This is a genomic window from Salinivibrio sp. MA351, from assembly GCF_001996065.1.
Taxonomy (GTDB): Bacteria; Pseudomonadota; Gammaproteobacteria; order Enterobacterales; family Vibrionaceae; genus Salinivibrio; species Salinivibrio costicola.
The window spans coordinates 167,567-189,556 of record NZ_MUFG01000003.1 but is presented as its reverse complement, the minus strand read 5'-3'; the positions used below and the strand labels follow the sequence as shown (position 1 = coordinate 189,556).

Sequence of the window (21,990 nt, the reverse complement as noted above, 5' to 3'; positions counted from 1 at the left end):
ACTGTTTTTTGTCTAAAAAATAGCAATCTTTCTTGCGCGCTGTTACATTAGCGCGCGCTTGCCATGTCGGATAAAAACTATCCGGCGCTGTGAACCCGCGATGCACTGGATGGGCTCGCGGTACCCTAGGGACGGGGTGACGGCTGTTCACTATTGCTACCTCGGTTATCGGGGAGTTTGGAATTAACCTGTCGTTGCTTTGAGAGCCGTTCCCATGCAGTTATCACTAAAACAAAAATTAATTGGGGCATGCTTATCTGCTGTATTGCTGATGGCCGCCTTTCTCACCTGGCTTGCGGTAAGCCAGATTCAAGCCCAAACCCAGTCGAGCATCTATAGCCGCGTCAGTGGTATCGCCGATGCGGCGACTGAATCGATCAGCGGTTGGGTGCAAATCCGTGCTGATATCACCAGCGCCTTTACCGATTACACCAGCAGTAGCCATCGTGTGAGCTATTTACAGCAAGCGCGCGAGGCCGGTGGGTTTGACGATATCTACTTTGGCACCCCTAAAGGTGCCATGTATCGCTCGCGCCCAGAGCGCAACCGCGATGATTATGACCCTCGCCTCCGCCCGTGGTACAAGCAAGCCGTGAGTGCAGGTAGCCCGATGATTACCACCGCCTACAGTGATGCGATTACCGGTGCGATGCTGGTGACCTTGGCCGAGCCGGTGCGTCGTAATGGCGAATTGATCGGTGTAGTGGGCGCAGATGTGTTGATTGACCAGTTGATCCGCGATGTGACCCAATTGAAAGTGGGCAAAAATGCGAACGCGATGTTGTTAGGCGCCGATGGCACTTTTCTCGCCCACAAAGACAAAGCACGCTTGCTAAAGCCGTATCGCAGCCTGTCTCCTGAGCTGAATGAAAACCGCGTACGTCAGGCGTTGGCACAGCAATCGCTAGTAGAATTGCCTGTCGATGGCGTTGATAAACTGTTTTATTTTGCCTCGGTTCCTAACACCGATTGGGTGCTGGCGATTGAACTGGATAAGCGCACCGAATACGCCAGCCAGGATGATGCCTTGTTCGATCTTATACTGACAGCCCTCGTTATCACCTTGTTGGTGGCCGGTGCCGTGACTTGGTTGATGCACGTGTTGTTCCGTGACTTGCTCAATGTGTCCGCCGCGCTAGAAGAAATTGCTTCCGGTGAAGGGGACTTAACCCAGCGCCTTGAGCCACACAGCAATGATGAAATTGGTAAACTGGCCAATAACTTCAACCGCTTTGTCGGCAACATGCACGCCATGGTGTCGCATTTGCGCCAGCTGTCTGGCTCGCTCAAGCAACAAGCCGAGCTGACCGCGGCGCAAGCGGAAGAGCGTTCCACCCGTATTGGTCATCAGCAAGATGAAATCAATATGGTGGCGACCGCTATCCATGAAATGGCCTCGGCGACCCAAGATATTGCCGGTAATGCGGATAATACTGCGCGGACCGCCCAAGAGACCGAAAGCGTCGCCAACGATGGTGGCCAGCAGGTAGAGAAAAGCAAACACGCTATCACCGAGTTGGCCCATGACGTCGAGGCGGCCACCGGTGTGATTGGTGAGTTGGATCAACACGCGCACAGCATCACGAGTATCTTATCGACCATTCAGAGTGTGGCCGAACAAACGAACTTGTTGGCGTTGAATGCCGCGATCGAAGCGGCGCGTGCGGGCGAGCAAGGCCGAGGCTTTGCGGTGGTGGCCGATGAGGTGCGTATTTTGAGTCAACGCACCCATGCCTCGACTACCGAAATCCAGCAAATGATTGATACCTTGCAGCAGGCGACCGGTAAAGCGGTGACTATGATGCAAAATAGCCAACAACGGGCACATGCCAGTGTCGATGAGGCGAGCGTTGCGCATGAAAGCCTGAGCCAAATTGTTGCGGCGGTGAGCCAAATTAGCGATATGGCCACCCAAATTGCCTCGGCGGCGGAAGAGCAGTCGAGCGTGACCTCGGAGATCACCCGCAACTCAGAGGGCATTCGCGATGTGTCTAATGAGTTATCGACTGAAGCCGATGAAGCCGCGCGTCAAGCTGCGACGTTATCCGAGCTTTCTCATAGCCTCGAGCAAGAGATCAGCCGCTTTAAGCTGTAACCTATAAACGACTTAAACGCCGAGCATGGCAGCGCGCTGTGCTCGGCGTTTTTTTGTTCATTCTTTTGGCGTCAGCACCTTGGCGGCGGGGAGAGGCTCGGTTTGATGATGGCGGTCGGCCTCGTAGCTCTCGATAAAGTGGGCAAGAAAATAGTCCAGCTGCGTGGCGGCATCCACGTCGCCTCGGCTTCGTAGTAATGCACTCACCGCTTCACTGGTACACAGGTGTCCCGGTGGCTGGTTGCGCCTGAGCGTATATTGCGAGGCGGCTGTCGACGGCAAACTGACCCGCGGCAGACGATTGAGCCATGGGCTTTTATTGAGTATTTTTCGCGCCTGCTGCCAAGTCGCATCCAGCACCACAAACTGTAACGGCGCGCGAGGCGCATTCGTGGCGGCTAACGTCTCCGCGCAAGAGACTGACCTATCCGCGCAAGAGACTAACCTATTCTCGCAAGAGACAGACCGAGCCGGGTCAGCGAAGAGTCTATCTGCCGGGATAGCATCATCACTGGGAAACAACAACCAAGGTGACACATCACCGCGTGCCCAGCTGTCGAGCAAGGCTTGCGGTGGTTGTTTGCGTTGCCAAATCTCTATCTGAGTGTGGGGCAGCGCTGCTTTAACCAGTTTGCCGGTGTTGGATTGGCGCGCCGCTTCGTTTTCGTGCATCACCAGCACGCATTGCAATTGGCTTTCAAGCGGCCAATAGCAGTGACAGATACAGTGATAGGTAAAACCGCATTGGCGGCAGAGCGAACGGGCCATGATTGTCTCCTTGGTTAATAGCGCGCTATTGTGCGCAAGCCCAGCCACGAATACCAGGTCATTGTTGTCTGCTGTCCGCGCCATCGACCTGACGCTTAAGTGTTAACCCTTCAGGGCCCAAAGGATACGTATTGCCATTAAATGTCTCTTCGGTTGCGGTTAAGGACAAGCCGTTGCGTTGATAAATACGCTCAGACACTACCATTTGTTCGCCGCTACGAGTGGTCAGTACTTGTACCTTATTGTTAGCGACCGGCTGCCAAACCCCGGTTTCTTTAGTCACGGCTTCCCCTTGCGGGTGATAGGTAGTGATGGCGCTGTGGTCAGGCAGTAACGTCAGTTGGGTGGTCAGTGTTGGTTGGCCCGAGTGCTGGCTAATCCCTTGATACTGGCCCGTCCAATGTTGGCTGGTGTCGGCTGAAGGCAAAACCGCGCAGCCTTGGAAGGTATTTTGGGCTGTTTTTAAACGAGCCTGCCAGCCATAAAGGGTGTGTTCGCTTTGTTGGCAGCCGTTGAGGGTGAGAGTGAGAACGGCCTCTTTACTGCTAAACTGTGCCTGTTCATCGTCCAACTGATAGTCGGATAGGGGAACCTCTTGGGTATCATTGTCACTTTCCCACGCTACATGTCCTTTTCCTACCGCGGCGGACCAAAGTTGGGGATCACTGCCTTCGGCCAGCACAGTATTACGCGGTTGAGCACAACCTTTTAGCTCACTTGTCAGCATGTTTAAGCGCGAAACGGTGACGGCGGCGGGGTAATCGGCACTAAAACCTCGGCGAGAGACAGGGGTGAAAAAACCTTCAAATTCGGCATAAACCGACGCCTCATGCTGGTCAAGTGCCGCGCGCTGTTCGCTGGTTAAATCGAGCCAGTACTGTTGTTGGCTGCCGCAGGGGGTAAAACTGGCTGTTTCGGGACTCACGGCGATGCGACCGCTTTGCATAAAAGGAATTGGCGACTGACTGAGTCCCGAGGCAACGACATCGCTACGGTACCCAAGCTCTATAGGGCCAGAAGATTGGCTACATCCCACCAAACTGAGCACACTCACAGCGGTAATCACGAACAGATGACGAGTGGATGGCACGATAAACTCCTTGTGATAAGCGATAGACAGACTTGCGCCGATTCAAGCTGGCGGGCAAGATTGCCATTAGGATTGGATGAAGAGCAAGCTAGCATGCGTTATTGGTTATTTAAAACCGAGCCAGATACGTTTTCCATAGACACCTTAAAGCAGCAAAAGGTTTCATGCTGGGAAGGGGTGCGCAATTATCAAGCACGAAATATGCTGCGTGATGAGGTGACGGTCGGTGATCAGGTGTTGATTTATCACTCATCCTGCAAGCACGTTGGGGTAGTCGGCGTGGCGACCGTGGTGCGTGCGTGTTATCCCGATCATACCCAGTTTGAGCCAGAAAGCGGCTATTTTGATCCGAAATCGACGCCACAGATACCGAGGTGGTTTATGGTGGATGTGGCCTATCAGCGTCATTTACCGTTAATTACCTTGGCTGAGATGAAAGGTAATCCGGCCCTGGCTGAGATGCCCTTGGTGAAAAAAGGCAACCGTCTAAGTGTGATGCCGGTGACGGGTACGCAATGGCAGGCCATCCTCGCCATGGTGGGGGAGTAACCACAGCGAGGCTGGCGCCAAAAGTAAGCCCAATGAAGCTGTCACTGATCCAATAAATGGGCTTTTAAATAGCGAGCGACGGCTTCGTCGGCATGGCTGCCAATGATTGCCTTGTCTGAAAGAGTCGCTTTTACCCGTGCTTGTGCCGTTGCCATCACCAGCCCTTGGCCGGCGGCATTCAGCATTTCGACATCATTCATGCCATCGCCAAACGCAATACAGTCACTGAGATTGAGCTGGTGGCGGCGGGCGACGGCCTCTAAGGCTGCGCCTTTTGACACCCCACTCCCCATGACTTCGAGACAGAAAGGGGTAGAGAAGGCAATGCTGACTTGATCCCCATACTGCTCAATAAATTGATGCTCATACTGCAGTAGGTAGTCATGATCATGGCGGATAAAGAAAATCTTGGCCACGTTATCAACCGGGGGATTATCGACGTCAAATTCACGGGCCTGGAACCCTGAGTCTTGATGGTAACGGGCGAGTTCTTCGTCCATTTTACTCAGTAGCCATTCATCATCACGGTATAAGTGAATGGTGACAGTTGCATCATCTTTGACGTCTTGAATCAGACTCGCGACGATAGCAGGGTCAACATTATGCTGGTAAACCAACTGGTTATCACTGTCGTGCACACGGGCGCCGTTCGAGGTGATCATGTAAGCTGGAATACCAACCGTTTCACGAATGCTAGCAACGTCGACATGATGGCGACCTGTCGCAAACACAAAGTGAATACCTTGCTGATGAAGGTGCTCCAGCACTTGCTTGGTATAGGGGGCGATACGATGCTCAGGCGTCAGCAAGGTACCGTCTAGATCAGAAGCGACAAGTTTGTACATCATGTCCTCATTAGTTTGGCGATCACAATCACAGTATCCTTTGAGTCTACTGCAACTCGCAGCGGTTAAAAAGGGAACACTATCACTGTTTGATTTCCGCTTTTAGTGACCCCATGGATGAGCCGAGAGCTTGCATTAGCGATCCTCGCATTGGCGATCAAAAAAGTCGCGTATCGCGGATAAAGCGGCAATACGATGGGTGTCGGTTTCAAACAGGATCTCATGCCGTGCCCCCGCAAAAAACTGCCATTGGCTGGGTTGATTGGCCTGTTGGCGTAAAAAATGAAATTGCGACATGGCTGGATTAGAGACGATTTGCTCGCCACCAGCTTGGCAGATAAATGTTGGCGTCGTTAATTGTGATGCGACCGCTAAGCATTGTTCGCCTGCGGCCATGCCTTCGGCAATCCAGCGCGCGCTCGGTCCACCGATTTGTAACTGGGGTTGGTTGATATATAGCTGGCGAAACCAGGCATAGCGTGCTCGCGAGTGAGTCAGGCGGTTTTGCTCAAACGGCACATGACGATAGCCCACTTGCCCCGGCCCAAAACGCGGTGGGTGTTGATAGCGTGCCATCGAGCGACAAAGCCAAGGCGCGATACGGCCGAGCCAGGGACTCACTTGTACGCCAAACATGGGCGCGGTCATGGCTAATCCTGCGAGCGCGTTCGGATACTGATGCGCATAGAGTGTGGCAACGGCGCCCCCCATCGAGTGACCTAGCATGAAGGTCTGATCATAATGACGATGGGCCCGAATGGTTTGCATGAAGGTCGCGAGATCGGTGACATAATCGTCAAAACGTTCAACATGTCCCAAATCGCGCGGTTTAATGACTAAACGCTCTGATAAACCTTGGCCGCGATGATCAAAGCTGTAAACGTCATAGCCCATTTGAAAGAGGTCATAAAAGATCTCTTGGTACTTCATTACGCTTTCAATGCGGCCATTTACCACCACGACTGCACGCGTGTGTTGTGGGTGCGTAAAGCTACACCAATGCAGACGCAAGCCACTTTCTCCATGGAAAAATCCATGCTCACGTTGCTGCCAAAAGGGCGTAATATTGTGTTTAAACGTCTCACTCAGTTGTGCCTCGCGGGCAAGAGAGTGAGCGTCGCAAGCCGGTTGGTCCTGACTGTCGGCAAGAGTTGTCATTTGTTGGCTACCATCATTGAGATAGCGTTACTATAACCGTCTTCGAGTAAGGATGAAAATCCCACTTAAGAGGGAAAAAAGGCAAGCGTGATCGGCTTGCCTGGTAAAGAATCAAAGACGATTATTGGTTAAAGTTGTAATACGTCTCAGCGCCCGGGCCGACCGGTAAACCGAGAACAAAAACCCACACATAGAACAAGATGCTCCACCCGACCATAAAGATCATCGAGTAAGGCAGCATGGTGGCTATTAAGGTACCAATCCCCAGGTTTTTCACATAGCGGCAAGCTACCGCCAAAATCAGCCCAAAGTAACTCATCATCGGAGTAATGATATTGGTGACCGAGTCACCGATACGATAAGCGGACTGGATGGTCTCTGGTGCATACCCCACCAACATTAACATCGGCACAAAAATCGGTGCGGTAATCGACCATTGTGCCGATGCAGATCCCACCGATAGGTTGATTAGACCGCACATTAAAATAAAGGCAAAGAATAACGCAGGGCCGGTTAAACCAATGGTTTGCAGAAAGTCTGCGCCGCCGACGGCAATCACTTGGCCGAAGTTGGTCCACTTAAAGAAGGCGACAAACTGAGCGGCGAAGAACACCAGTACGATGTACATCCCCATCGCACTCATCGATTTCGACATCGAGTCAATCACATCACGATCGTTGTTGATGGTACCAACCGTACGACCAAACACGATACCCGGTACCGCGAAGAACACCATGATAAAGGCGACAATCCCTTTCAAGAACGGAGATCCCGCCACGTCACCGGTCTCGGGATGACGCAGTGCTCCCCACTCTGGGACAATGGTGAGTGCTAAAATACCACTGACAATCAGCACCGCAATCCCCGCATTACGCAGGCCGCGTTTTTCGTCATCATTAAGCTTACTGGCCGAGGCCGCAGAAATGTCTTCAGACGCTTGGCTTTGGTCATAAGGTCCAAGCTTAGGCTCAACAATCTTATCGGTTATCCAGGCGCCGACAAAGGCAATAAAGAAGGTGGAGACAAACATAAAGTACCAGTTCATCTCTGGGCCCACGGTGTACTCGGGATCAATCATTTGTGCAGCAGATTCGGTGATCCCGGAGAGCAATGGGTCGACGGTACCCAGCAATAAGTTAGCTGAATAGCCGCCCGACACCCCGGCAAATGCTGCTGCCAAGCCGGCAAGTGGGTGGCGGCCTAACGAGTGAAAGATCATCGCCGCGAGCGGAATTAAGACCACATAACCGAGCTCTGAGGCGGTGTTAGAGATAATACCGGCAAAGACAATGGTAAAGGTGACGGTACGGCGAGAGGCGCCCATCACTAAACCACGCATTGATGCTGAGAGTAAGCCAGAGTGCTCGGCTACTGCGACACCCAACATAGCAACCAATACGGTGCCTAATGGCGCAAAGCCAGTAAAGTTTTTCACCAAATTGGTGACGATCATTTGCAAACCTTCGGCATTAAGCAGGCTTTGCACGTAGATCATGCCATCGGCGGCACGCCCGCTTGCGCCTTCTGGACGCGGATCCGCCACTGAAACATCAAAGTAACCGGCGACACCCGATGCCAGCAGAATGGCGACGCAGAAAATTGCGAATAAGGTCACAGGATGGGGTAATAAGTTGCCGAGCCACTCGACGGTATCGAGAAAACGCGTAAACAGCGTGCGTTTATGTGGGCCGCCCCGTTGCTCGGAGGTGTTTGAGTGCATGTCATTCGTCTCCATGTTAGTACTGCACTTCCCGTCAATGGGAAAGAAGGCCGGATGTTAATTGTTTTTTAAACCAAATATCAACATTAAATGCTAACTTTTAACGTAATAAGCCGATCTGCGTGCTAGTTATCGGCATAAAAATTGACATACTTGACTGTAATTTGTCGTGAATGAGCGTCTTTTGACGCCAATTTGGCGTATTATGAAGTTCGTCTTGTTCACTCAGATGGTTAAAGGTGTTAACAAATGCAACCAGCGCAACATCAAGGGCATATTGCGTATCTCGATGTACTTCGCGTGTTGGCCGCATTATTTGTGGTCGCGATTCATGTCTTGGGGCCGTATCGCACTGAAATTGGGCAGATCGCTTTATCAGATTGGAGCGTGGCGGTTGGACTCAATAGCGCCAGCCGCTGGGTGGTCCCTATATTTATTATGATTTCAGGGGTGTTGCTGTTGTCGTCCTCGCACCGGTTCACGCTTAGACACTTTATTCAGCGTCGGGTGATGAAAGTGGTGGTGCCTTTTGTGCTTTGGTCGCTATTGTTCGCGGGCTTATCTGGACTCACTGCTGAAGGCTTTTCTTGGCAGACGGTAGCGCAAACATTACACGCTGCGCCCGACCATGAGACCTATTATCACCTAGGTTTTTTTTACTATTACATCCCGCTGTTACTTTGGATTCCGATACTGCGTCCCATTGTCGCGCATTTATCGGCACCGGGCGTGGCGGCGGTGGGGCTTGCGTGGATGGGCGTCACCGCCTGGTATTTATCGGGCGCGCAGGGGTGGTGGCGGAATGACTTTATTCTTTATGGCGGTTATTTGTGGCTGGGGTTTTGGCTTCATTATTACCCACGCGCGCGGCCTCTTTGGTGGGTTTTAGGGTTACTCGCCGTGGGAATGACTGGATACCATGTGCTTGGTACCAGTATCCAATACCAGCGTTATATCACCGAAGGCTGGTTATCTTACACGACGATCAACACGGTACTGATCAGCGCCGCGGTCTTTTTGGCGGTTCGGCAGTGGCGGCAGGGACGAACCACACCATCATGGGTGGCCACGCTAAGTCGTTATAGCCTCGGCATTTATTTGATTCATCCGATTTTCCTTTGGCCGGTGCGTGCATACTGGCCCACTTTATCGCCATCGTGGCTATGGATCCCGGCTCTGACGATTTATGCGTTTGCAGGCGCGGCGTTGATAACGGCATTATTACAGCGTCAGCGCATCACCGCGTGGCTGGTTCCCTAGTGGATGACACTTTTTGCGATAAAAGCAGTCATAAGTAATTGAAAGCATGTATACGGAGTCAGATCCCAATCATGAAATCGCGTATCCCTAAAGGGCGTAAAAACCGTCATACTAGAAAGATGGCAGTGAGCCAGCAAGGAGAGAGATCATGGATGATGTAGCAGTGGTTATTAAGCACAGTAAGCGCCTAGAAAGCTTACTGCGCCAGCACTATCACGCGGAAGGGAAAGGGCTCCACCAGCTTATCGACAGCAGTCAAAAACGGCTTCCCCATGATGTGGTCAAAAAGCTGCGCTTCGTGGCGACCATTAGGAATAAAGTGGTGCATGAAGACGGTTACCAAGTCGATGATATGCGTAAATTTATATCGGTAAGCAAGTATTGTGAGTCGGAACTGGTACCGCGAAGCAACCGCTTAATATGGCGCCTTGCTGCTGCCCTTATTCTGCTGTTTACCGCCGGGGCGATAGGTTTTTACGCGCAAGTTTGGCCGCAGTGGAGCGGCTAACGAACGACTCGCCGCGACTGTCACCGCCTCGTTAACATTACGATTTTTTTAAACTGGATCTTATTCTTATCAAGGTACACTGGACATCTTCGCTAGCCTGCCTAGACTTGGCGTCCTTGTTGTGAAAGGAATGATAATCATGTGGAGCTGGTTCGCTGTCTGTTGTTCTGGACTGCTGCATATCTCCGCAGCCTACCGGGGCCCGCGTTGGCAGTTTTATCTTTTTAAACCGCTGACCATTGTGCTGCTGATGCTCATTGTTGGTGCACACCTTAGCGTCTCCCATTATGCGCAATGGGTATTCGTTGCACTATTACTGTCAGTGGTTGGTGATGTCTTTTTAATGCTACCCAAAGACAGATTTGTCCATGGGTTAACCAGCTTTTTATTCGCACATCTCGTTTATATATTTGCGTTCTGGGCGCAATTTGACGGCCACATGGTGTGGTGGTTACCCGCCATGCTCTCAGGCCTAGGGGTGATCGTCTTTCTTTTGCTACTTCCCAACCTTGGGCGTTTTGCCTTACCGGTTGCTATCTATATTGCCGTGATCACACAGATGGTATGGGCCGCAGGCGAGTACTGGTTGAACACCCATTCTCTCGCAGCAGGGATGGCGTTAGCGGGAGCAATATTATTCATGTTCTCAGATACGGTGCTTGCTTTTGCGCGTTTTAAAGGTGAGTTCCGTGCAGCACAAGCGATGGTGATGTCGAGTTACTTTGTGGCGCAAGCATTGATTAGCGCCTCGGTGGTGATCGCCCAAGGAGGATAACCATGGAGCAAGTCTATCAAGCGATGAACCTCTTAGAAGCACACAGCCTAAAAGGGTTACTGGTCAGCCACCAGATTGATTGTGTGTTAAAAGGTGAAACATTGAGTGCCGCGGTGGGAGAGCTACCCCCGGATGTTCAGGGGGTCACCTTGTGGGTCGAGCCAGAAAAGGTGATTCAGGCGCGGACGTTGCTACAGGAATACGAAGCCCAAAGTCACACCCATTGGATTTGCCAAGCATGCGGTGAAGAGAATGCCGGTAGCTTTGAACTATGCTGGCAGTGCCAGCATAGTCGCGAGTGATTGCGTTACACCATATACTTACGGCGAATATCGAGCAGCGCAAAGATCCCAAAAATCAGAATTGACCACTTCTCCCAGCGGCTCATGGCAACTTTATCGCCGAAGGCCCCTAAAAAGATCAGCATTTGTAAGCCGTGCATGACCAACAAAAAGCCCGTCATGATGTACAGTGCCATGGCGGCGACACCAGGAAAAGGATGGACAATATTGGCAATCAACACCAGCCACACAAAGGCGATGGCGGCTTTCGCCAATAAGATTAACACTTTCATAGTTTTTCTCTCACGGGTCTTGTTTGCTTAATGATCGGGTTGAGTAAAATATAACCGGTAGTTGACTTGTCCTGCGCGTTTTTCACGGTGACAGTGCCAATGCGCGGGGATCTGATAGGCCTCTAAATCACTCTCGGCTTCGACATAAACACAGGCGTTTGGCGCAAGCCAATGATTGGCGTCTAACGCGGCCAAGGTGTCCTCGAGTAGGCCTTGATGAAAAGGCGGATCGACAAACACAATATCATACGGACCGTCTTTGGGGGCGGTGGCAAGTAGGGCGAGCGCATCGCCGCAATCAATGTGTGCGTTTTGCGCCCCAAGGTGATCTACATTAGCCCGTAATTGTTTGGCTGCCGCGGGATGTTTCTCACAAAAATGGACCCAGCTTGCGCCACGAGAGAGCGCTTCAAAGCCGAGTCCGCCACTTCCTGCGAAAATATCGAGGCAGCGAGCCTCTGGCAAATAAGGCGCGAGCCAGTTAAAAACGGTTTCTTTCACCCTGTCAGTGGTGGGGCGGAGCCCTTGCGCGTCTTGTACCGCAAGCTTACGGCCACGCCAGCGGCCAGCAATAATACGGACAGACCCAACCCCACGAGAAGGGGTAGGCGATGAGGGTTTGCGGTTGGCGCGTTTAACCATAGATTTTTTGACCGTTAAGAAGGTGGTAGACTATGCCGATTCGGTATTGTGCCGCTGATTGTATCAAGCATGCTTTAGGATTTGCCAATGGCAGAAAAAAAGAAACGTGGATTTATGTCATGGTTGGGCTTGGGTCGTAAAAAAGACCAGGCACAGCCGGACCCAGAACAAGAATCATCAACGCATTCGCCAGACGTGGCGGACGATACGGTGGCGTCAGTGACGTCGACGGATACGTCTGTTGAAACTGCTTCACAAAATCAACAAGAAAGCAGCCAGAGCCAGAGCCAGAGCCAGAGCCAGAGCCAGAGCCAGAGCCAGAGCCAGAGCCAGAGCCAGAGCCAGAGCCAGAGCCAGAGCCAGAGCCAGCGGTGCGCGAAAAACCGCAACGTGAAGGCTTCTTTGCGCGGTTAAAACGTGGCCTGCAAAAAACCAAAACCAACCTCGGCTCCGGCTTCTTTAGCTTGTTTAGCGGCAAGAAAATCGATGAAGAGCTATTTGAAGAGCTTGAGGAACAGTTGCTGATCTCTGATGTAGGGATGGAAGCCACGACCAAAATCATTGATAACCTCACCGATAAGGCCAGCCGTCGCGATCTCAAAGATGGTGAAGCCCTGTACGGCATTCTCAAACAAGAAATGGCGCACATGCTGGAAAGCGTTGAGCAACCCTTGGTGCTGACGGATCAAAAGCCTTATGTGATCTTGATGGTTGGCGTTAATGGCGTGGGTAAAACGACCACGATCGGCAAAATGGCACGCCAATTTCAGGATCAAGGCAAATCGGTCATGTTAGCCGCCGGTGACACCTTCCGTGCTGCCGCCGTTGAACAACTGCAAGCTTGGGGTGAGCGTAACCACGTGCCCGTGATTGCCCAGCATACCGGCGCTGATAGCGCGTCTGTGCTTTATGATGCGATTGAAGCGGCCAAAGCACGAAATGTCGATGTGGTGATTGCCGATACCGCCGGACGCTTGCAAAACAAAGCCAACTTGATGGAAGAGCTACGCAAAATTGTCCGTGTGATGCAAAAACTGGACGTAGGTGCCCCGCACGAAGTGATGCTTACCCTTGATGCAGGCACCGGGCAAAATGCGATCAGTCAGGCCAAGTTATTTAATGAGATAGCACCGATCACCGGTATTACCCTCACTAAATTAGATGGCACCGCAAAAGGCGGGGTGATTTTTGCGGTGGCTGAACAATTTAATATTCCGATTCGCTATATTGGTGTCGGTGAAGGCATTGAAGATTTACGCACCTTTAACGCCAATGACTTTATCGAGGCGCTGTTTAGCCGGGAGGAATAACCGTGATCCAGTTTCAGCAAGTCAGCAAAGCCTATCGCGGGGGACGTCAGGCCTTACAAAAGGTTAATTTTGAATTGCCTAAAGGCGACATGGCCCTGCTCACGGGTCATTCAGGCGCAGGGAAGAGCACCTTGTTGAAACTAATTTGTGCCATTGAGCGTCCCAGTGATGGACATATTTATTTCAACGGCCACGATATATCGCGCCTCCCGCGTCAAGATATTCCCTTTTTGCGTCGTCATTTAGGGATTATCTTTCAAGATCATAAACTGCTGATGGACGCGACCGTGTTCGAAAATGTCGCCTTGCCCTTACGGATTGAGCAGCAGTCAGACAATGAAATCAAAAAGCGGGTTTCAGCCGCGCTCGATAAAGTTGGTTTGCTTGATAAAGCGCGTTGTAACCCCATACAACTGTCCGGTGGTGAGCAACAGCGGGTAGGGATTGCGCGTGCGGTGGTCAATCGTCCCCAAGTGCTGTTGGCTGATGAGCCGACCGGAAATTTAGATGCGGCGTTGTCTGCGCAAATTATGGAATTATTCCGTTTATTCAATCAAGTCGGGGTGACCATCTTGATGGCAACGCATGACACCAGCCTGCTCGAACAATACAACCATTTACGGCGCTTTGACCTTCAACACGGAAGCTTAGCGGAGGTGGGGCATGGCTGAATCATTTATTCAGACCCAGCAACGTCACGCATTGACGGCTTGGCGTGATCTTTTTCAGCGTCCGATGGGTAATTTACTCACGCTGATGGTGTTGGCCGTTGCCTTGTCTTTGCCGGCGACCTTCTATTTGCTAGCTAAAAATGTGGTCGCGGTAAGTGCGCAGTGGCAAAGCCCAGCAGAGATCAATGTTTTCTTGTCGCCGACACAATCTGAGCAACAGGGACAGGCGCTGGCGGACACACTGAAAACGTGGCCAGGTATTGATAGCGTCACCTATGTGTCACCGTCTGAAGGCATGACCGCGCTTAAAAAGCAGCGTGGCTTTCATCAAGCGGTCACTTTATTGGAGGACAATCCTCTTCCCAGCGTGATCGTGGTGGTTCCCAGGGGAGATGCTGACAATGACAGCACTCGGACACTGTCGGATCGCGCGAGTGGATTAGCAGAGCAATTAAGGCAACGGGATGAGGTCGCTGAAGTGCGGCTCGATACCGACTGGCTCGCGCGTCTTGATGCCATAAAGACCTTGGCGATGACGATGGCGTGGTTATTTTCTATTTTAATGCTGGCGGCTGTTGTTTTGCTGGTCGGGAATACGCTGCGCTTACAGGTCCTGCATCATCAACCCCGGATCCAGGTGATGAAAATGGTGGGCGCAACGGACAGTTTTATTCTGCGTCCCTATTTATATATGGGGGCTTGGCTGGGGAGCTTAGCCGCAGTCGTGGCCTGGATTCTCACAGCCATGAATACGTGGCTGATGGATGGTGCCGTCCACCAATTTGCACAGCTATATGACAAGCCCTTTACCCTCAGCGGACTGAGTTGGGATGAGTCTTTGCTATTATTGATGGGATCCGTTTTGCTTGGCGTAGGCGCTGCCTTGCTGGCGACGCGCCGTCACTTAAAAGAGATTGAACCTGTATAGGGGTAATACGGTCATAGAACAACGAGAGAGACATCAGGGCTTGCAGTTTTCCCCCGCTTGGGTATATTTTTGCATGCTTAATAGCAATTCGGTCTTCGACGATTCGGAAACGAGGTTTGAATGACAAAAGAGATGAACGCATTGGCACCGATTGTACAAGGTAACATCGATGGTTATCTGCAAGCGGTTAACAGCCACCCTATGCTCAGCGCGGAAGAGGAGCATTCGCTGGCCGAGCGTCTCCATTATCATGGTGATTTGGAGGCGGCAAAGTCGCTGATCTTATCTCACTTGCGTTTTGTTGTTCACATCGCCCGTGGATACACCGGATACGGCTTACCCATCGCGGATTTGGTTCAAGAAGGCAACATTGGCTTGATGAAGGCGGTCAAACGTTTCAACCCTGAAGTTGGCGTACGTCTGGTGTCATTTGCTGTCCATTGGATCAAAGCCGAAATTCACGAGTACGTATTACGTAACTGGCGTATCGTTAAAGTGGCAACGACCAAAGCGCAACGTAAGCTGTTTTTCAACTTACGTAAAAATAAGAAGCGCTTGGGTTGGTTTAATAACGACGAAGTGAATATGGTCGCGGAGCAACTTGGCGTTGAGGCGTCAGAAGTTCGTGAGATGGAAGCCCGTTTAGCGGCACAAGATCCGACCTTTGAAGCGCCCGCATCGGCAGACGATGAGCGTGAAAATGGCCCAATGGCGCCGGTTTACTACCTAGAGGACAAAAGCTCAGATATTGCCGAGTCTCTAGAGGCAGAAAACTGGGAAGCGCACGCTAATCGTCGCTTGGCGAATGCGTTATCAGGCTTGGATGAACGTAGTCAGCATATTGTTCGTGCTCGTTGGTTAGAGGACAATAAGGCAACGTTGCAAGACTTGGCAACGCATTATCAAGTCTCCGCAGAGCGTGTGCGACAACTAGAAAAAAATGCGATGAAGAAATTAAAGCAAGCCATTGGCGATGCGCTATAGCGCCTCCTGATCCTTGTATTGGTTTCGTGAAGAAAAACCGGCCCGTTGGCCGGTTTTTTTATGCCTGAAAACCAGGCGGTACTCATCATGATAGCAAGTTATGCACAGCTTATCCTGGATCCATACTATATGTAGTGAATCCTTAGCTACGATCATCGCTTATCAACGCAATTCACACCTTTGTCCACAAACGATCAAAAATCAAACAAAGCGAGTATTGCTAGGCAGGCGGGGTGAGACAAACTCAGGTACAATGCGGGTTCATCTCGAGGCGCACGCGATCCTCGTGTAACATCAGCTGGGAATAACTTTGTGAGTGGAGAGGTATAAGGTATGGATCAGTTCGCACATATCTCTGTGACCGATGCGTGGGAAATGCTGAACGATGATCAGCAAAATGCAGTATTAGTGGATATTCGTGATCCTCAAACCTTTCAGGTCGCGCATCCTCAAGAGGCCTATCACCTCACCAACGACACGCTGGTGGCGTTTATGGATCAGGTCGATTTTGATCAACCCGTCTTGGTGATGTGTTATCACGGGATCAGTAGCCAAGGGGCGGCACAGTATTTGATCAATCAAGGCTTCGATGCGGTTTATAGTGTCGATGGTGGGTTTGAAGCCTGGCATCGACAGTCACTGCCGACCGCATCAGGGATCGATATAAAATAGGACAGCCCATGCAAAAAATCGCGGTATTGCCCAATGCGCGCTTGGCACAAGCTTTTATCGATTACGCGGCCGCGCATGATGTTAGCCTTGAGCTCGCGCCAGAGCCAGACGCACACGTTGCGGTTTGGTTGATTAATGACGACGACAAAGCATGGGTCGACAACGAGCTTGAACGTTTTATTGCCGATCCAACACATAGTCGTTATCAAGCGGCGTCTTGGCAAGTTGCCGAGACGCGCCAAGCACGCTTTCACTACCCCTCAGCCCGATTATGGCAAACGGTAAAAGAGAAATCTGGCCCGGTTACCTTGAGTATCATGTTTATCTGTGTGGCCTTGTTTACGCTGATGACCCTCGGCGGCTTTGATGTGGTGGCGCGTCGTCTGCTGTTTCCTGCAGACAGCAGCCAACAATGGCAATTATGGCGTTTATTCAGCCATGCGCTGCTGCATTTTTCTGCCTTACACATCATCTTTAATTTGTTGTGGTGGTGGGTGCTCGGAGGTCGAATTGAGCGTCTCGATAGTAGCAGCAAGCTGGTGCAGATCTTTCTCTTTGCCGCACTTTTCTCAGGCTTAGGCCAATATTGGTTAGACGGCCCGTATTTTGGTGGGCTTTCCGGCGTGGTTTATGCGCTACTGGGCTATTTATGGTGGCTAACTTGGTTGGCTCCCGAGCGTGGATTAACCATCGAAACACCCTATGTGATCTTTATGCTGGCATGGCTTGTGATTGGATTTTTCCAGCCTATGGGCATGAACATCGCCAATATGGCGCATTTATTTGGCTTAATCATCGGTTGTGTCCTGGGTTTATGGGACGCAAAACGCCACGCTTGACTATCCGCTAACCCCTCGTTCATCGACAGATACCACTGTGCCCTAAAAAAAAGAGCAATGAATTGCTCTTTTTTTGTTCGAACGCATGCCTTTTTTGCGTTAGATCTATGTTTTTATGTTCGCTTTCACGGTTTTGGTTTTCATTTTGAGTAATTATTCCATTTGTTGAGCGAAATCGAAATTTTAGTTGCTCACTTGTTTGATTTTTATCTTTTTAATTAATCCATCGCGTACATCTTACTGAGGACCCTCCCATGTTTGGAATCTTTCGGCCGGCAGCTCACCGGCAAAGATTGCCAGAGTCACAGATCGGTGACACTTATACCCGACTGCGCTGGCAATTATTTTTTGGTATTTTTATCGGCTATGCCGGTTATTATCTGGTGCGTAAAAACTTTAGCTTGGCGATGCCGTTTCTGATTGATGAATATGGCTTTAGTCGCGGCGATCTAGGTGTCGCATTGGCGGCGGTATCCATCGCTTATGGTTTGTCCAAGTTCCTCATGGGCAGCGTGTCTGATCGCTCAAACCCAAGATATTTCTTAAGTGCCGGTCTGTTAATGTCATCACTGGTGATGTTCAGCTTTGGCTTTTTGCCATGGACGACAAGCAGTATTGCCATCATGTTTGTGCTGCTGTTTATCAATGGCTGGGTGCAAGGTATGGGCTGGCCGGCTTGTGGACGCACCATGGTGCACTGGTGGTCACGGAAAGAGCGTGGTGAGCTAGTCTCCGTCTGGAACGTTGCCCATAACATTGGTGGCGGACTGATTGGTCCTTTGTTCTTACTGGGTTTATGGCTGTTTAACGACGACTGGCGCGCTTCTTTCTATGTGCCGGCATTCTTTGCTGCGTTGGTCGCTGTCTTTATCTGGTTTACCTTGCGAGATACCCCACAATCGTGTGGCCTGCCGCCGATTGAAGAGTACAAAGACGATTATCCGGATAACTACGACGAAGAAGCATTTGAAAAAGAAATGTCTGCCAAAGACATCTTTGTTACCTACGTGATGAAAAACCGTCTGTTGTGGTATATCGCGATTGCCAATGCCTTTGTTTACTTGATTCGCTATGGCGTGCTCGATTGGGCGCCGGTTTACCTGGATGAAGCCAAAGGCTTTAGCGTGGATAAATCGTCTTGGGCCTACTTCTTATATGAATGGGCCGGTATCCCAGGCACACTGTTGTGCGGTTGGATGTCCGATAAGTTCTTTAAAGGGGCTCGTGCGCCAGCCGGGGTGCTATTTATGGTGCTGGTGACGGTCGCTGTGTTGGTGTATTGGTTTAACCCCGCCGGCAACCCGGGTATCGATATGGTGGCACTGGTTGCGATTGGCTTCTTAATTTATGGCCCCGTGATGCTCATTGGTCTGTATGCCTTGGAGCTTGCACCGAAAAAAGCGGCGGGTACCGCGGCAGGACTGACCGGGCTATTTGGTTACCTAGGTGGCGCGGTTGTCGCAAACATTGCTCTGGGTTATACCGTGGATCACTTTGGCTGGGACGGTGGCTTTATGCTGCTCACCGGTGGCTGTGGCTTGGCCATCTTCTTCTTGTGCCTTGCGTGGGTGGGAGAGCATCGTATGCGCCGTGACGCGGCTGTGCACGCTGCCTAAATGATCTGTCTTGGCATTGCCTAGTGGCTATGCGTAAACTAGGAAGCCCTCGTGATCGCGGGGGCTTTTTTTGTAAGGGGAGATGCAGTGAAGCAAAACAAACGTCATCAGCAAATCATTGATCTGGTTAAATCACAAGGATACGTGAGCACGGAAGACTTGGTTGAGCGCTTCAATGTCAGCCCACAAACGATTCGACGTGATCTCAATGAATTGGCAGCAGAAAATCAAATTCGCCGCCATCACGGTGGCGCCACCGTGCCCTCCAGCTCTGAAAACACCGCGTATGCGACCCGCAAAGTACTGCAACAACAGGAAAAAGACACCATCGCTCAGGCGCTGGTGCAGCATATTCCCGACGGCGCAACGTTATTTATTGATATTGGGACCACCCCAGAGGCGGTGGCGCGCGCATTGCTGGATCATCATAACTTACGGGTAGTCACCAATAACCTCAATGCGGCGGCGATCTTAATGCCGAAACAGGATTTTACGGTGATTATTGCCGGTGGTGAGGTACGCAATCGTGATGGTGGGATTGTGGGAGAGGCCACGCTCGATTTTGTCTCTCAGTTTCGACTCGACTTTGGCATCTTGGGGATCAGTGGTATTGACGATGATGGGTCATTACTGGACTTTGACTATCATGAGGTGCGGGTTAAAAAAGCCATTTTAGACAATAGCCGCTGTGTGATGTTGGCCGCTGACCATACTAAATTTGGCCGTAATGCGATGGTGAACTTAGGCAATATTACCCAACTGGATATGGTCTTTACCGATGTCACTCCGCCCGCGCAAATTCAGGAGATGTTAGCGGCACAAGGCAGCCACCTAGAGGTGATCAGCCATGCCGTCTCTGAGGATATGCCATCAGTTGGGTGATTACTGATAGAGGTACTTGGTAAATAAAAGGTCGGCCAGCATTCTGCGATTGGTTTCGGCAAGAAGAAGCGCGTTGACCTTTTCTAGGCATGCTTTGCGAATCGCTTCGCGTCCCGACAGCGACTTAATTTTGCTCGCGGTCTGTTGCGCCAAGGTTTCTATGATGACATCGCGGATAAGCGGCGAGTGGTATTCCAGCTCGCTGACCCACTTAGGGTCATCAACCATCAATTCAACTTTCACCTTGATAAAACCGAGCCGTGGGCCTTCGGTGACATAATTGGTGGTAATTTCAGGCTCTAAGGAAAAGTAACTGTACTTTGCTTGGTTGCCGTTACTGCCTTCTTCTTGTGCCTGGACGGCGGTACTGACCCATAACAACAGGCTCAGCAGTACCATCAATAGGGGTTGTCGTTTACTCATAGCTACCCAAAAATTCGGTTGATGATGTGATAGGAGTAGGCCGTGCGCATTCTCCAATCGCGGTCAGCCTGATACAATTACCCGCCGAGTATAGCAACATTGTCCGCCTCATAGGGGGACGGACAGGCGAATTTTGCGCGATGTGGCACAGGAAATAATGTCAGACTTAAATCATACCTATCTAGAGGCGCTGCAACAGGCACGCTGGGAGCGACCCGATATTGCGGCGTTAAAGCGCACCGCAAAAGGCAGCTGGTTGTTAGAATCACACTCCATGACGGCGCGACTTAAACGCCACTGTCAGGACTTCGATGTCGATGTGCTCCAGGTCTATCAACTGACGCCGGACAAATTGACCGATCATGAAACCGCTTTGATTGGCCCTGAGGCCTGTGTGGTACGGGAAGTCGTCCTCAAAGGTGACGGACAAGCTTGGCTCTGTGCGCGAACGCTAATGCCGGCTTCCACCTTAGAAGGACAGGGTGGCCACTTACACGCGCTGGGGACCGAACCACTGGGTCAGCATGTGTTTAAACAGCGGGCCTCTCGCCGCGATGCGATTGAAACCGCGCATGTCTCTTGCTTGTCACACCAGCTTTATGCCCGTCGCTCACGTCTTTGGCTCCATAATCGACCCATGTTAGTGGCCGAGCTCTTTTTGCCTCACTCGCCCTTATATGGCAAGGAGGCGCCTGCATGAGCACGAAATTGGCTGCTTATGGCCAGCTTGCACGTTTAGACCGTCCCATTGGAACCTTATTATTACTTTGGCCAACATTATGGGCGTTATTTTTAGCCGCCGATGGCATGCCGGCGTTGCTGACCCTGGTCGTATTTGTGCTCGGGGTGTATATGATGCGTGCTGCCGGCTGCGTGATCAACGATTATGCGGATCGCCACTTTGATGGTCACGTCAAACGCACCAAAGCGCGTCCTTTGCCCTCAGGGCGGATTGGCGAGAAAGAAGCGCTGGGTTTCTTTATTGCGCTAGTGTTAGGCGCATTTTTATTGGTATTAACCCAAAATACGCTCACCATTCAGCTCTCGTTTGTCGGGGTGGCGCTGGCGTTTATTTACCCGTTTATGAAGCGCTATACCCATCTTCCCCAGCTGGTGTTGGGGCTGGCGTTTAGCTGGGCGATCCCGATGGCGTTTGCCGCGGCACAAGGGGCACTCCCTCCGGTGATTTGGCTGCTATTTATGGCCAATATTTGCTGGACTATTGCTTACGACACCTTGTACGCCATGGTGGACCGCGATGATGATCTAAAGATTGGGATTAAATCGACCGCTATCTTGTTCGGACGTTGGGATAAAGCCGCGGTTGGTGTATTGCAGTTATTGACGCTTGCGCTATTGATGCTCGCCGGGCAATGGCTAGAGCTGGCGGCCGGTTACCAATGGAGCCTATTAGCGGCCTTTGCGCTATTTGTTTATCAACACTATCTTGCCCGTGAACGGGAACGCATGGCATGTTTTCAGGCTTTTTTAAACAATAACTATGTCGGTTTAGTGGTATTCATTGGTGTTTTGGCCGGTATTTACGGTTAATGTTGTCGCTCTTATCATCAACAACGAGACACTAAAAAGGCGCTTCTGAATGAAGCGCCTTTTTTTAAGTATCTAACTGTTTCTGGCCATCAAAGCTTTTTAATCAATATCTTATGTTAACCAAGAGCTT

Annotated in this window: 25 protein-coding genes; 17 read left to right on the top strand and 8 right to left on the bottom strand. The window is 51.1% G+C overall.

Annotation, left to right across the window (positions count from 1 at the left end; translation table 11 throughout):
• Nucleotides 1-214: 214 nt before the first annotated feature.
• Complete coding sequence (locus BZG78_RS03405; RefSeq protein WP_077660391.1) at nucleotides 215-2,095, top strand: methyl-accepting chemotaxis protein; 1,881 nt, start codon at nucleotides 215-217, stop codon at nucleotides 2,093-2,095.
• Between the two features lie 57 nt (nucleotides 2,096-2,152).
• Here BZG78_RS03405 and BZG78_RS03400 read toward each other — a convergent pair whose 3' ends face one another.
• On the bottom strand, nucleotides 2,153-2,863 hold the full coding sequence (locus BZG78_RS03400; protein ID WP_158011781.1) for a tRNA-uridine aminocarboxypropyltransferase: 711 nt from the start codon (nucleotides 2,861-2,863) through the stop codon (nucleotides 2,153-2,155).
• A gap of 58 nt (nucleotides 2,864-2,921) precedes the next feature.
• Entirely contained in the window at nucleotides 2,922-3,953 is a 1,032-nt protein-coding gene (locus BZG78_RS03395) for a hypothetical protein (protein WP_077660389.1), read from the bottom strand.
• A gap of 93 nt (nucleotides 3,954-4,046) precedes the next feature.
• On the opposite strand from BZG78_RS03395, the gene BZG78_RS03390 reads away from it, so the two are divergent.
• The gene (locus BZG78_RS03390) at nucleotides 4,047-4,502 is read left to right on the top strand and encodes an EVE domain-containing protein (protein WP_077660388.1); all 456 of its coding nucleotides are present in this window, start codon (nucleotides 4,047-4,049) and stop codon (nucleotides 4,500-4,502) included.
• A gap of 41 nt (nucleotides 4,503-4,543) precedes the next feature.
• Here the strand turns inward: BZG78_RS03390 and BZG78_RS03385 are convergent, their stop codons facing one another.
• From BZG78_RS03385 to BZG78_RS03375, 3 genes are all read right to left on the bottom strand, one after another.
• Nucleotides 4,544-5,347 (bottom strand): Cof-type HAD-IIB family hydrolase, encoded by an 804-nt coding sequence (locus BZG78_RS03385; protein ID WP_077461872.1) that lies wholly within the window; start codon nucleotides 5,345-5,347, stop codon nucleotides 4,544-4,546.
• A gap of 135 nt (nucleotides 5,348-5,482) precedes the next feature.
• Entirely contained in the window at nucleotides 5,483-6,505 is a 1,023-nt protein-coding gene (locus BZG78_RS03380; RefSeq protein ID WP_077576388.1) for an alpha/beta fold hydrolase, read from the bottom strand.
• Between the two features lie 121 nt (nucleotides 6,506-6,626).
• Nucleotides 6,627-8,225, bottom strand: coding sequence for an AbgT family transporter (locus tag BZG78_RS03375; RefSeq protein WP_077660387.1), 1,599 nt, complete (start codon nucleotides 8,223-8,225; stop codon nucleotides 6,627-6,629).
• Nucleotides 8,226-8,474: 249 nt separating this feature from the next.
• Between BZG78_RS03375 and BZG78_RS03370 the strand changes: the two genes are divergently transcribed.
• The 4 genes from BZG78_RS03370 (at nucleotide 8,475) to BZG78_RS03355 (ending at nucleotide 11,070) form a co-directional block, all read left to right on the top strand.
• Complete coding sequence (locus tag BZG78_RS03370; RefSeq protein ID WP_077660386.1) at nucleotides 8,475-9,485, top strand: acyltransferase; 1,011 nt, start codon at nucleotides 8,475-8,477, stop codon at nucleotides 9,483-9,485.
• A gap of 148 nt (nucleotides 9,486-9,633) precedes the next feature.
• Nucleotides 9,634-9,993, top strand: a complete 360-nt coding sequence (locus BZG78_RS03365; RefSeq protein ID WP_077461876.1) for a DUF4145 domain-containing protein — start codon at nucleotides 9,634-9,636, stop codon at nucleotides 9,991-9,993.
• A gap of 139 nt (nucleotides 9,994-10,132) precedes the next feature.
• Nucleotides 10,133-10,768: a lysoplasmalogenase gene (locus BZG78_RS03360; protein ID WP_021022231.1), complete on the top strand. Its 636-nt coding sequence runs from the start codon at nucleotides 10,133-10,135 to the stop codon at nucleotides 10,766-10,768.
• Between the two features lie 2 nt (nucleotides 10,769-10,770).
• On the top strand, nucleotides 10,771-11,070 hold the full coding sequence (locus tag BZG78_RS03355) for a DUF2007 domain-containing protein (protein WP_077660385.1): 300 nt from the start codon (nucleotides 10,771-10,773) through the stop codon (nucleotides 11,068-11,070).
• A gap of 5 nt (nucleotides 11,071-11,075) precedes the next feature.
• On the opposite strand, the gene BZG78_RS03350 is transcribed toward BZG78_RS03355, so the two are convergent.
• Together BZG78_RS03350 and rsmD are read right to left on the bottom strand one after the other, a co-directional pair.
• The gene (locus BZG78_RS03350; protein ID WP_021022233.1) at nucleotides 11,076-11,342 is read right to left on the bottom strand and encodes a DUF1145 domain-containing protein; all 267 of its coding nucleotides are present in this window, start codon (nucleotides 11,340-11,342) and stop codon (nucleotides 11,076-11,078) included.
• Between the two features lie 27 nt (nucleotides 11,343-11,369).
• Nucleotides 11,370-11,984 (bottom strand): 16S rRNA (guanine(966)-N(2))-methyltransferase RsmD, encoded by a 615-nt coding sequence (rsmD, locus tag BZG78_RS03345; protein WP_077660384.1) that lies wholly within the window; start codon nucleotides 11,982-11,984, stop codon nucleotides 11,370-11,372.
• Between the two features lie 87 nt (nucleotides 11,985-12,071).
• On the opposite strand from rsmD, the gene BZG78_RS15565 reads away from it, so the two are divergent.
• The 9 genes from BZG78_RS15565 (at nucleotide 12,072) to BZG78_RS03305 (ending at nucleotide 19,886) form a co-directional block, all read left to right on the top strand.
• Nucleotides 12,072-12,398 carry a hypothetical protein gene (locus BZG78_RS15565; RefSeq protein WP_242412977.1) on the top strand — a complete coding sequence of 109 codons (327 nt, stop codon included), beginning with the start codon at nucleotides 12,072-12,074 and terminating at the stop codon, nucleotides 12,396-12,398.
• A complete protein-coding gene (gene ftsY, locus BZG78_RS03340; RefSeq protein WP_242412976.1) occupies nucleotides 12,356-13,294 on the top strand; it encodes a signal recognition particle-docking protein FtsY in 939 nt (312 codons plus the stop codon). Before BZG78_RS15565 ends, ftsY begins: the two co-directional genes overlap by 43 nt.
• A gap of 2 nt (nucleotides 13,295-13,296) precedes the next feature.
• Complete coding sequence (ftsE, locus tag BZG78_RS03335) at nucleotides 13,297-13,965, top strand: cell division ATP-binding protein FtsE (protein WP_077576383.1); 669 nt, start codon at nucleotides 13,297-13,299, stop codon at nucleotides 13,963-13,965.
• Nucleotides 13,958-14,893: a permease-like cell division protein FtsX gene (gene ftsX / locus BZG78_RS03330; RefSeq protein ID WP_077576382.1), complete on the top strand. Its 936-nt coding sequence runs from the start codon at nucleotides 13,958-13,960 to the stop codon at nucleotides 14,891-14,893. The genes ftsE and ftsX overlap by 8 nt, the downstream gene beginning before the upstream one ends.
• 120 nt (nucleotides 14,894-15,013) lie before the next feature.
• Nucleotides 15,014-15,877 (top strand): RNA polymerase sigma factor RpoH, encoded by an 864-nt coding sequence (gene rpoH, locus BZG78_RS03325; RefSeq protein WP_021022237.1) that lies wholly within the window; start codon nucleotides 15,014-15,016, stop codon nucleotides 15,875-15,877.
• A gap of 333 nt (nucleotides 15,878-16,210) precedes the next feature.
• Complete coding sequence (glpE, locus tag BZG78_RS03320; protein WP_021022239.1) at nucleotides 16,211-16,549, top strand: thiosulfate sulfurtransferase GlpE; 339 nt, start codon at nucleotides 16,211-16,213, stop codon at nucleotides 16,547-16,549.
• Between the two features lie 8 nt (nucleotides 16,550-16,557).
• Complete coding sequence (gene glpG / locus BZG78_RS03315; protein ID WP_077660383.1) at nucleotides 16,558-17,388, top strand: rhomboid family intramembrane serine protease GlpG; 831 nt, start codon at nucleotides 16,558-16,560, stop codon at nucleotides 17,386-17,388.
• 254 nt (nucleotides 17,389-17,642) lie between these two features.
• Nucleotides 17,643-19,004, top strand: coding sequence for a glycerol-3-phosphate transporter (gene glpT / locus BZG78_RS03310; RefSeq protein ID WP_077660382.1), 1,362 nt, complete (start codon nucleotides 17,643-17,645; stop codon nucleotides 19,002-19,004).
• Between the two features lie 87 nt (nucleotides 19,005-19,091).
• On the top strand, nucleotides 19,092-19,886 hold the full coding sequence (locus BZG78_RS03305) for a DeoR/GlpR family transcriptional regulator (protein ID WP_077461465.1): 795 nt from the start codon (nucleotides 19,092-19,094) through the stop codon (nucleotides 19,884-19,886).
• Here BZG78_RS03305 and BZG78_RS03300 read toward each other — a convergent pair whose 3' ends face one another.
• Nucleotides 19,887-20,309, bottom strand: a complete 423-nt coding sequence (locus BZG78_RS03300; protein ID WP_077646474.1) for a flagellar basal body-associated protein FliL — start codon at nucleotides 20,307-20,309, stop codon at nucleotides 19,887-19,889.
• Between the two features lie 157 nt (nucleotides 20,310-20,466).
• Between BZG78_RS03300 and BZG78_RS03295 the strand changes: the two genes are divergently transcribed.
• Together BZG78_RS03295 and ubiA are read left to right on the top strand one after the other, a co-directional pair.
• Entirely contained in the window at nucleotides 20,467-21,009 is a 543-nt protein-coding gene (locus tag BZG78_RS03295) for a chorismate lyase (RefSeq protein ID WP_077461467.1), read from the top strand.
• Complete coding sequence (ubiA, locus tag BZG78_RS03290; RefSeq protein ID WP_077461468.1) at nucleotides 21,006-21,860, top strand: 4-hydroxybenzoate octaprenyltransferase; 855 nt, start codon at nucleotides 21,006-21,008, stop codon at nucleotides 21,858-21,860. Before BZG78_RS03295 ends, ubiA begins: the two co-directional genes overlap by 4 nt.
• The last annotated feature ends 130 nt before the right edge of the window (nucleotides 21,861-21,990 follow it).

Bases quoted from the DNA above. Each gene is read 5' to 3' on its own strand.
- BZG78_RS03350 (WP_021022233.1), bottom strand. From the start codon at position 11,342: ATGAAAGTGTTAATCTTATTGGCGAAAGCCGCCATCGCCTTTGTGTGG.
- BZG78_RS15565 (WP_242412977.1), top strand. From the start codon at position 12,072: ATGGCAGAAAAAAAGAAACGTGGATTTATGTCATGGTTGGGCTTGGGT.
- BZG78_RS03295 (WP_077461467.1), top strand. From the start codon at position 20,467: ATGTCAGACTTAAATCATACCTATCTAGAGGCGCTGCAACAGGCACGC.
- rpoH (WP_021022237.1), top strand. From the start codon at position 15,014: ATGACAAAAGAGATGAACGCATTGGCACCGATTGTACAAGGTAACATC.
- glpE (WP_021022239.1), top strand. From the start codon at position 16,211: ATGGATCAGTTCGCACATATCTCTGTGACCGATGCGTGGGAAATGCTG.
- BZG78_RS03405 (WP_077660391.1), top strand. From the start codon at position 215: ATGCAGTTATCACTAAAACAAAAATTAATTGGGGCATGCTTATCTGCT.
- glpT (WP_077660382.1), top strand. From the start codon at position 17,643: ATGTTTGGAATCTTTCGGCCGGCAGCTCACCGGCAAAGATTGCCAGAG.
- BZG78_RS03385 (WP_077461872.1), bottom strand. From the start codon at position 5,347: ATGTACAAACTTGTCGCTTCTGATCTAGACGGTACCTTGCTGACGCCT.
- ftsX (WP_077576382.1), top strand. From the start codon at position 13,958: ATGGCTGAATCATTTATTCAGACCCAGCAACGTCACGCATTGACGGCT.
- BZG78_RS03400 (WP_158011781.1), bottom strand. From the start codon at position 2,863: ATGGCCCGTTCGCTCTGCCGCCAATGCGGTTTTACCTATCACTGTATC.
- BZG78_RS03300 (WP_077646474.1), bottom strand. From the start codon at position 20,309: ATGAGTAAACGACAACCCCTATTGATGGTACTGCTGAGCCTGTTGTTA.
- BZG78_RS03380 (WP_077576388.1), bottom strand. From the start codon at position 6,505: ATGACAACTCTTGCCGACAGTCAGGACCAACCGGCTTGCGACGCTCAC.
- BZG78_RS03355 (WP_077660385.1), top strand. From the start codon at position 10,771: ATGGAGCAAGTCTATCAAGCGATGAACCTCTTAGAAGCACACAGCCTA.
- rsmD (WP_077660384.1), bottom strand. From the start codon at position 11,984: ATGGTTAAACGCGCCAACCGCAAACCCTCATCGCCTACCCCTTCTCGT.
- BZG78_RS03360 (WP_021022231.1), top strand. From the start codon at position 10,133: ATGTGGAGCTGGTTCGCTGTCTGTTGTTCTGGACTGCTGCATATCTCC.
- BZG78_RS03365 (WP_077461876.1), top strand. From the start codon at position 9,634: ATGGATGATGTAGCAGTGGTTATTAAGCACAGTAAGCGCCTAGAAAGC.
- glpG (WP_077660383.1), top strand. From the start codon at position 16,558: ATGCAAAAAATCGCGGTATTGCCCAATGCGCGCTTGGCACAAGCTTTT.
- BZG78_RS03370 (WP_077660386.1), top strand. From the start codon at position 8,475: ATGCAACCAGCGCAACATCAAGGGCATATTGCGTATCTCGATGTACTT.
- ubiA (WP_077461468.1), top strand. From the start codon at position 21,006: ATGAGCACGAAATTGGCTGCTTATGGCCAGCTTGCACGTTTAGACCGT.
- BZG78_RS03390 (WP_077660388.1), top strand. From the start codon at position 4,047: ATGCGTTATTGGTTATTTAAAACCGAGCCAGATACGTTTTCCATAGAC.
- BZG78_RS03375 (WP_077660387.1), bottom strand. From the start codon at position 8,225: ATGCACTCAAACACCTCCGAGCAACGGGGCGGCCCACATAAACGCACG.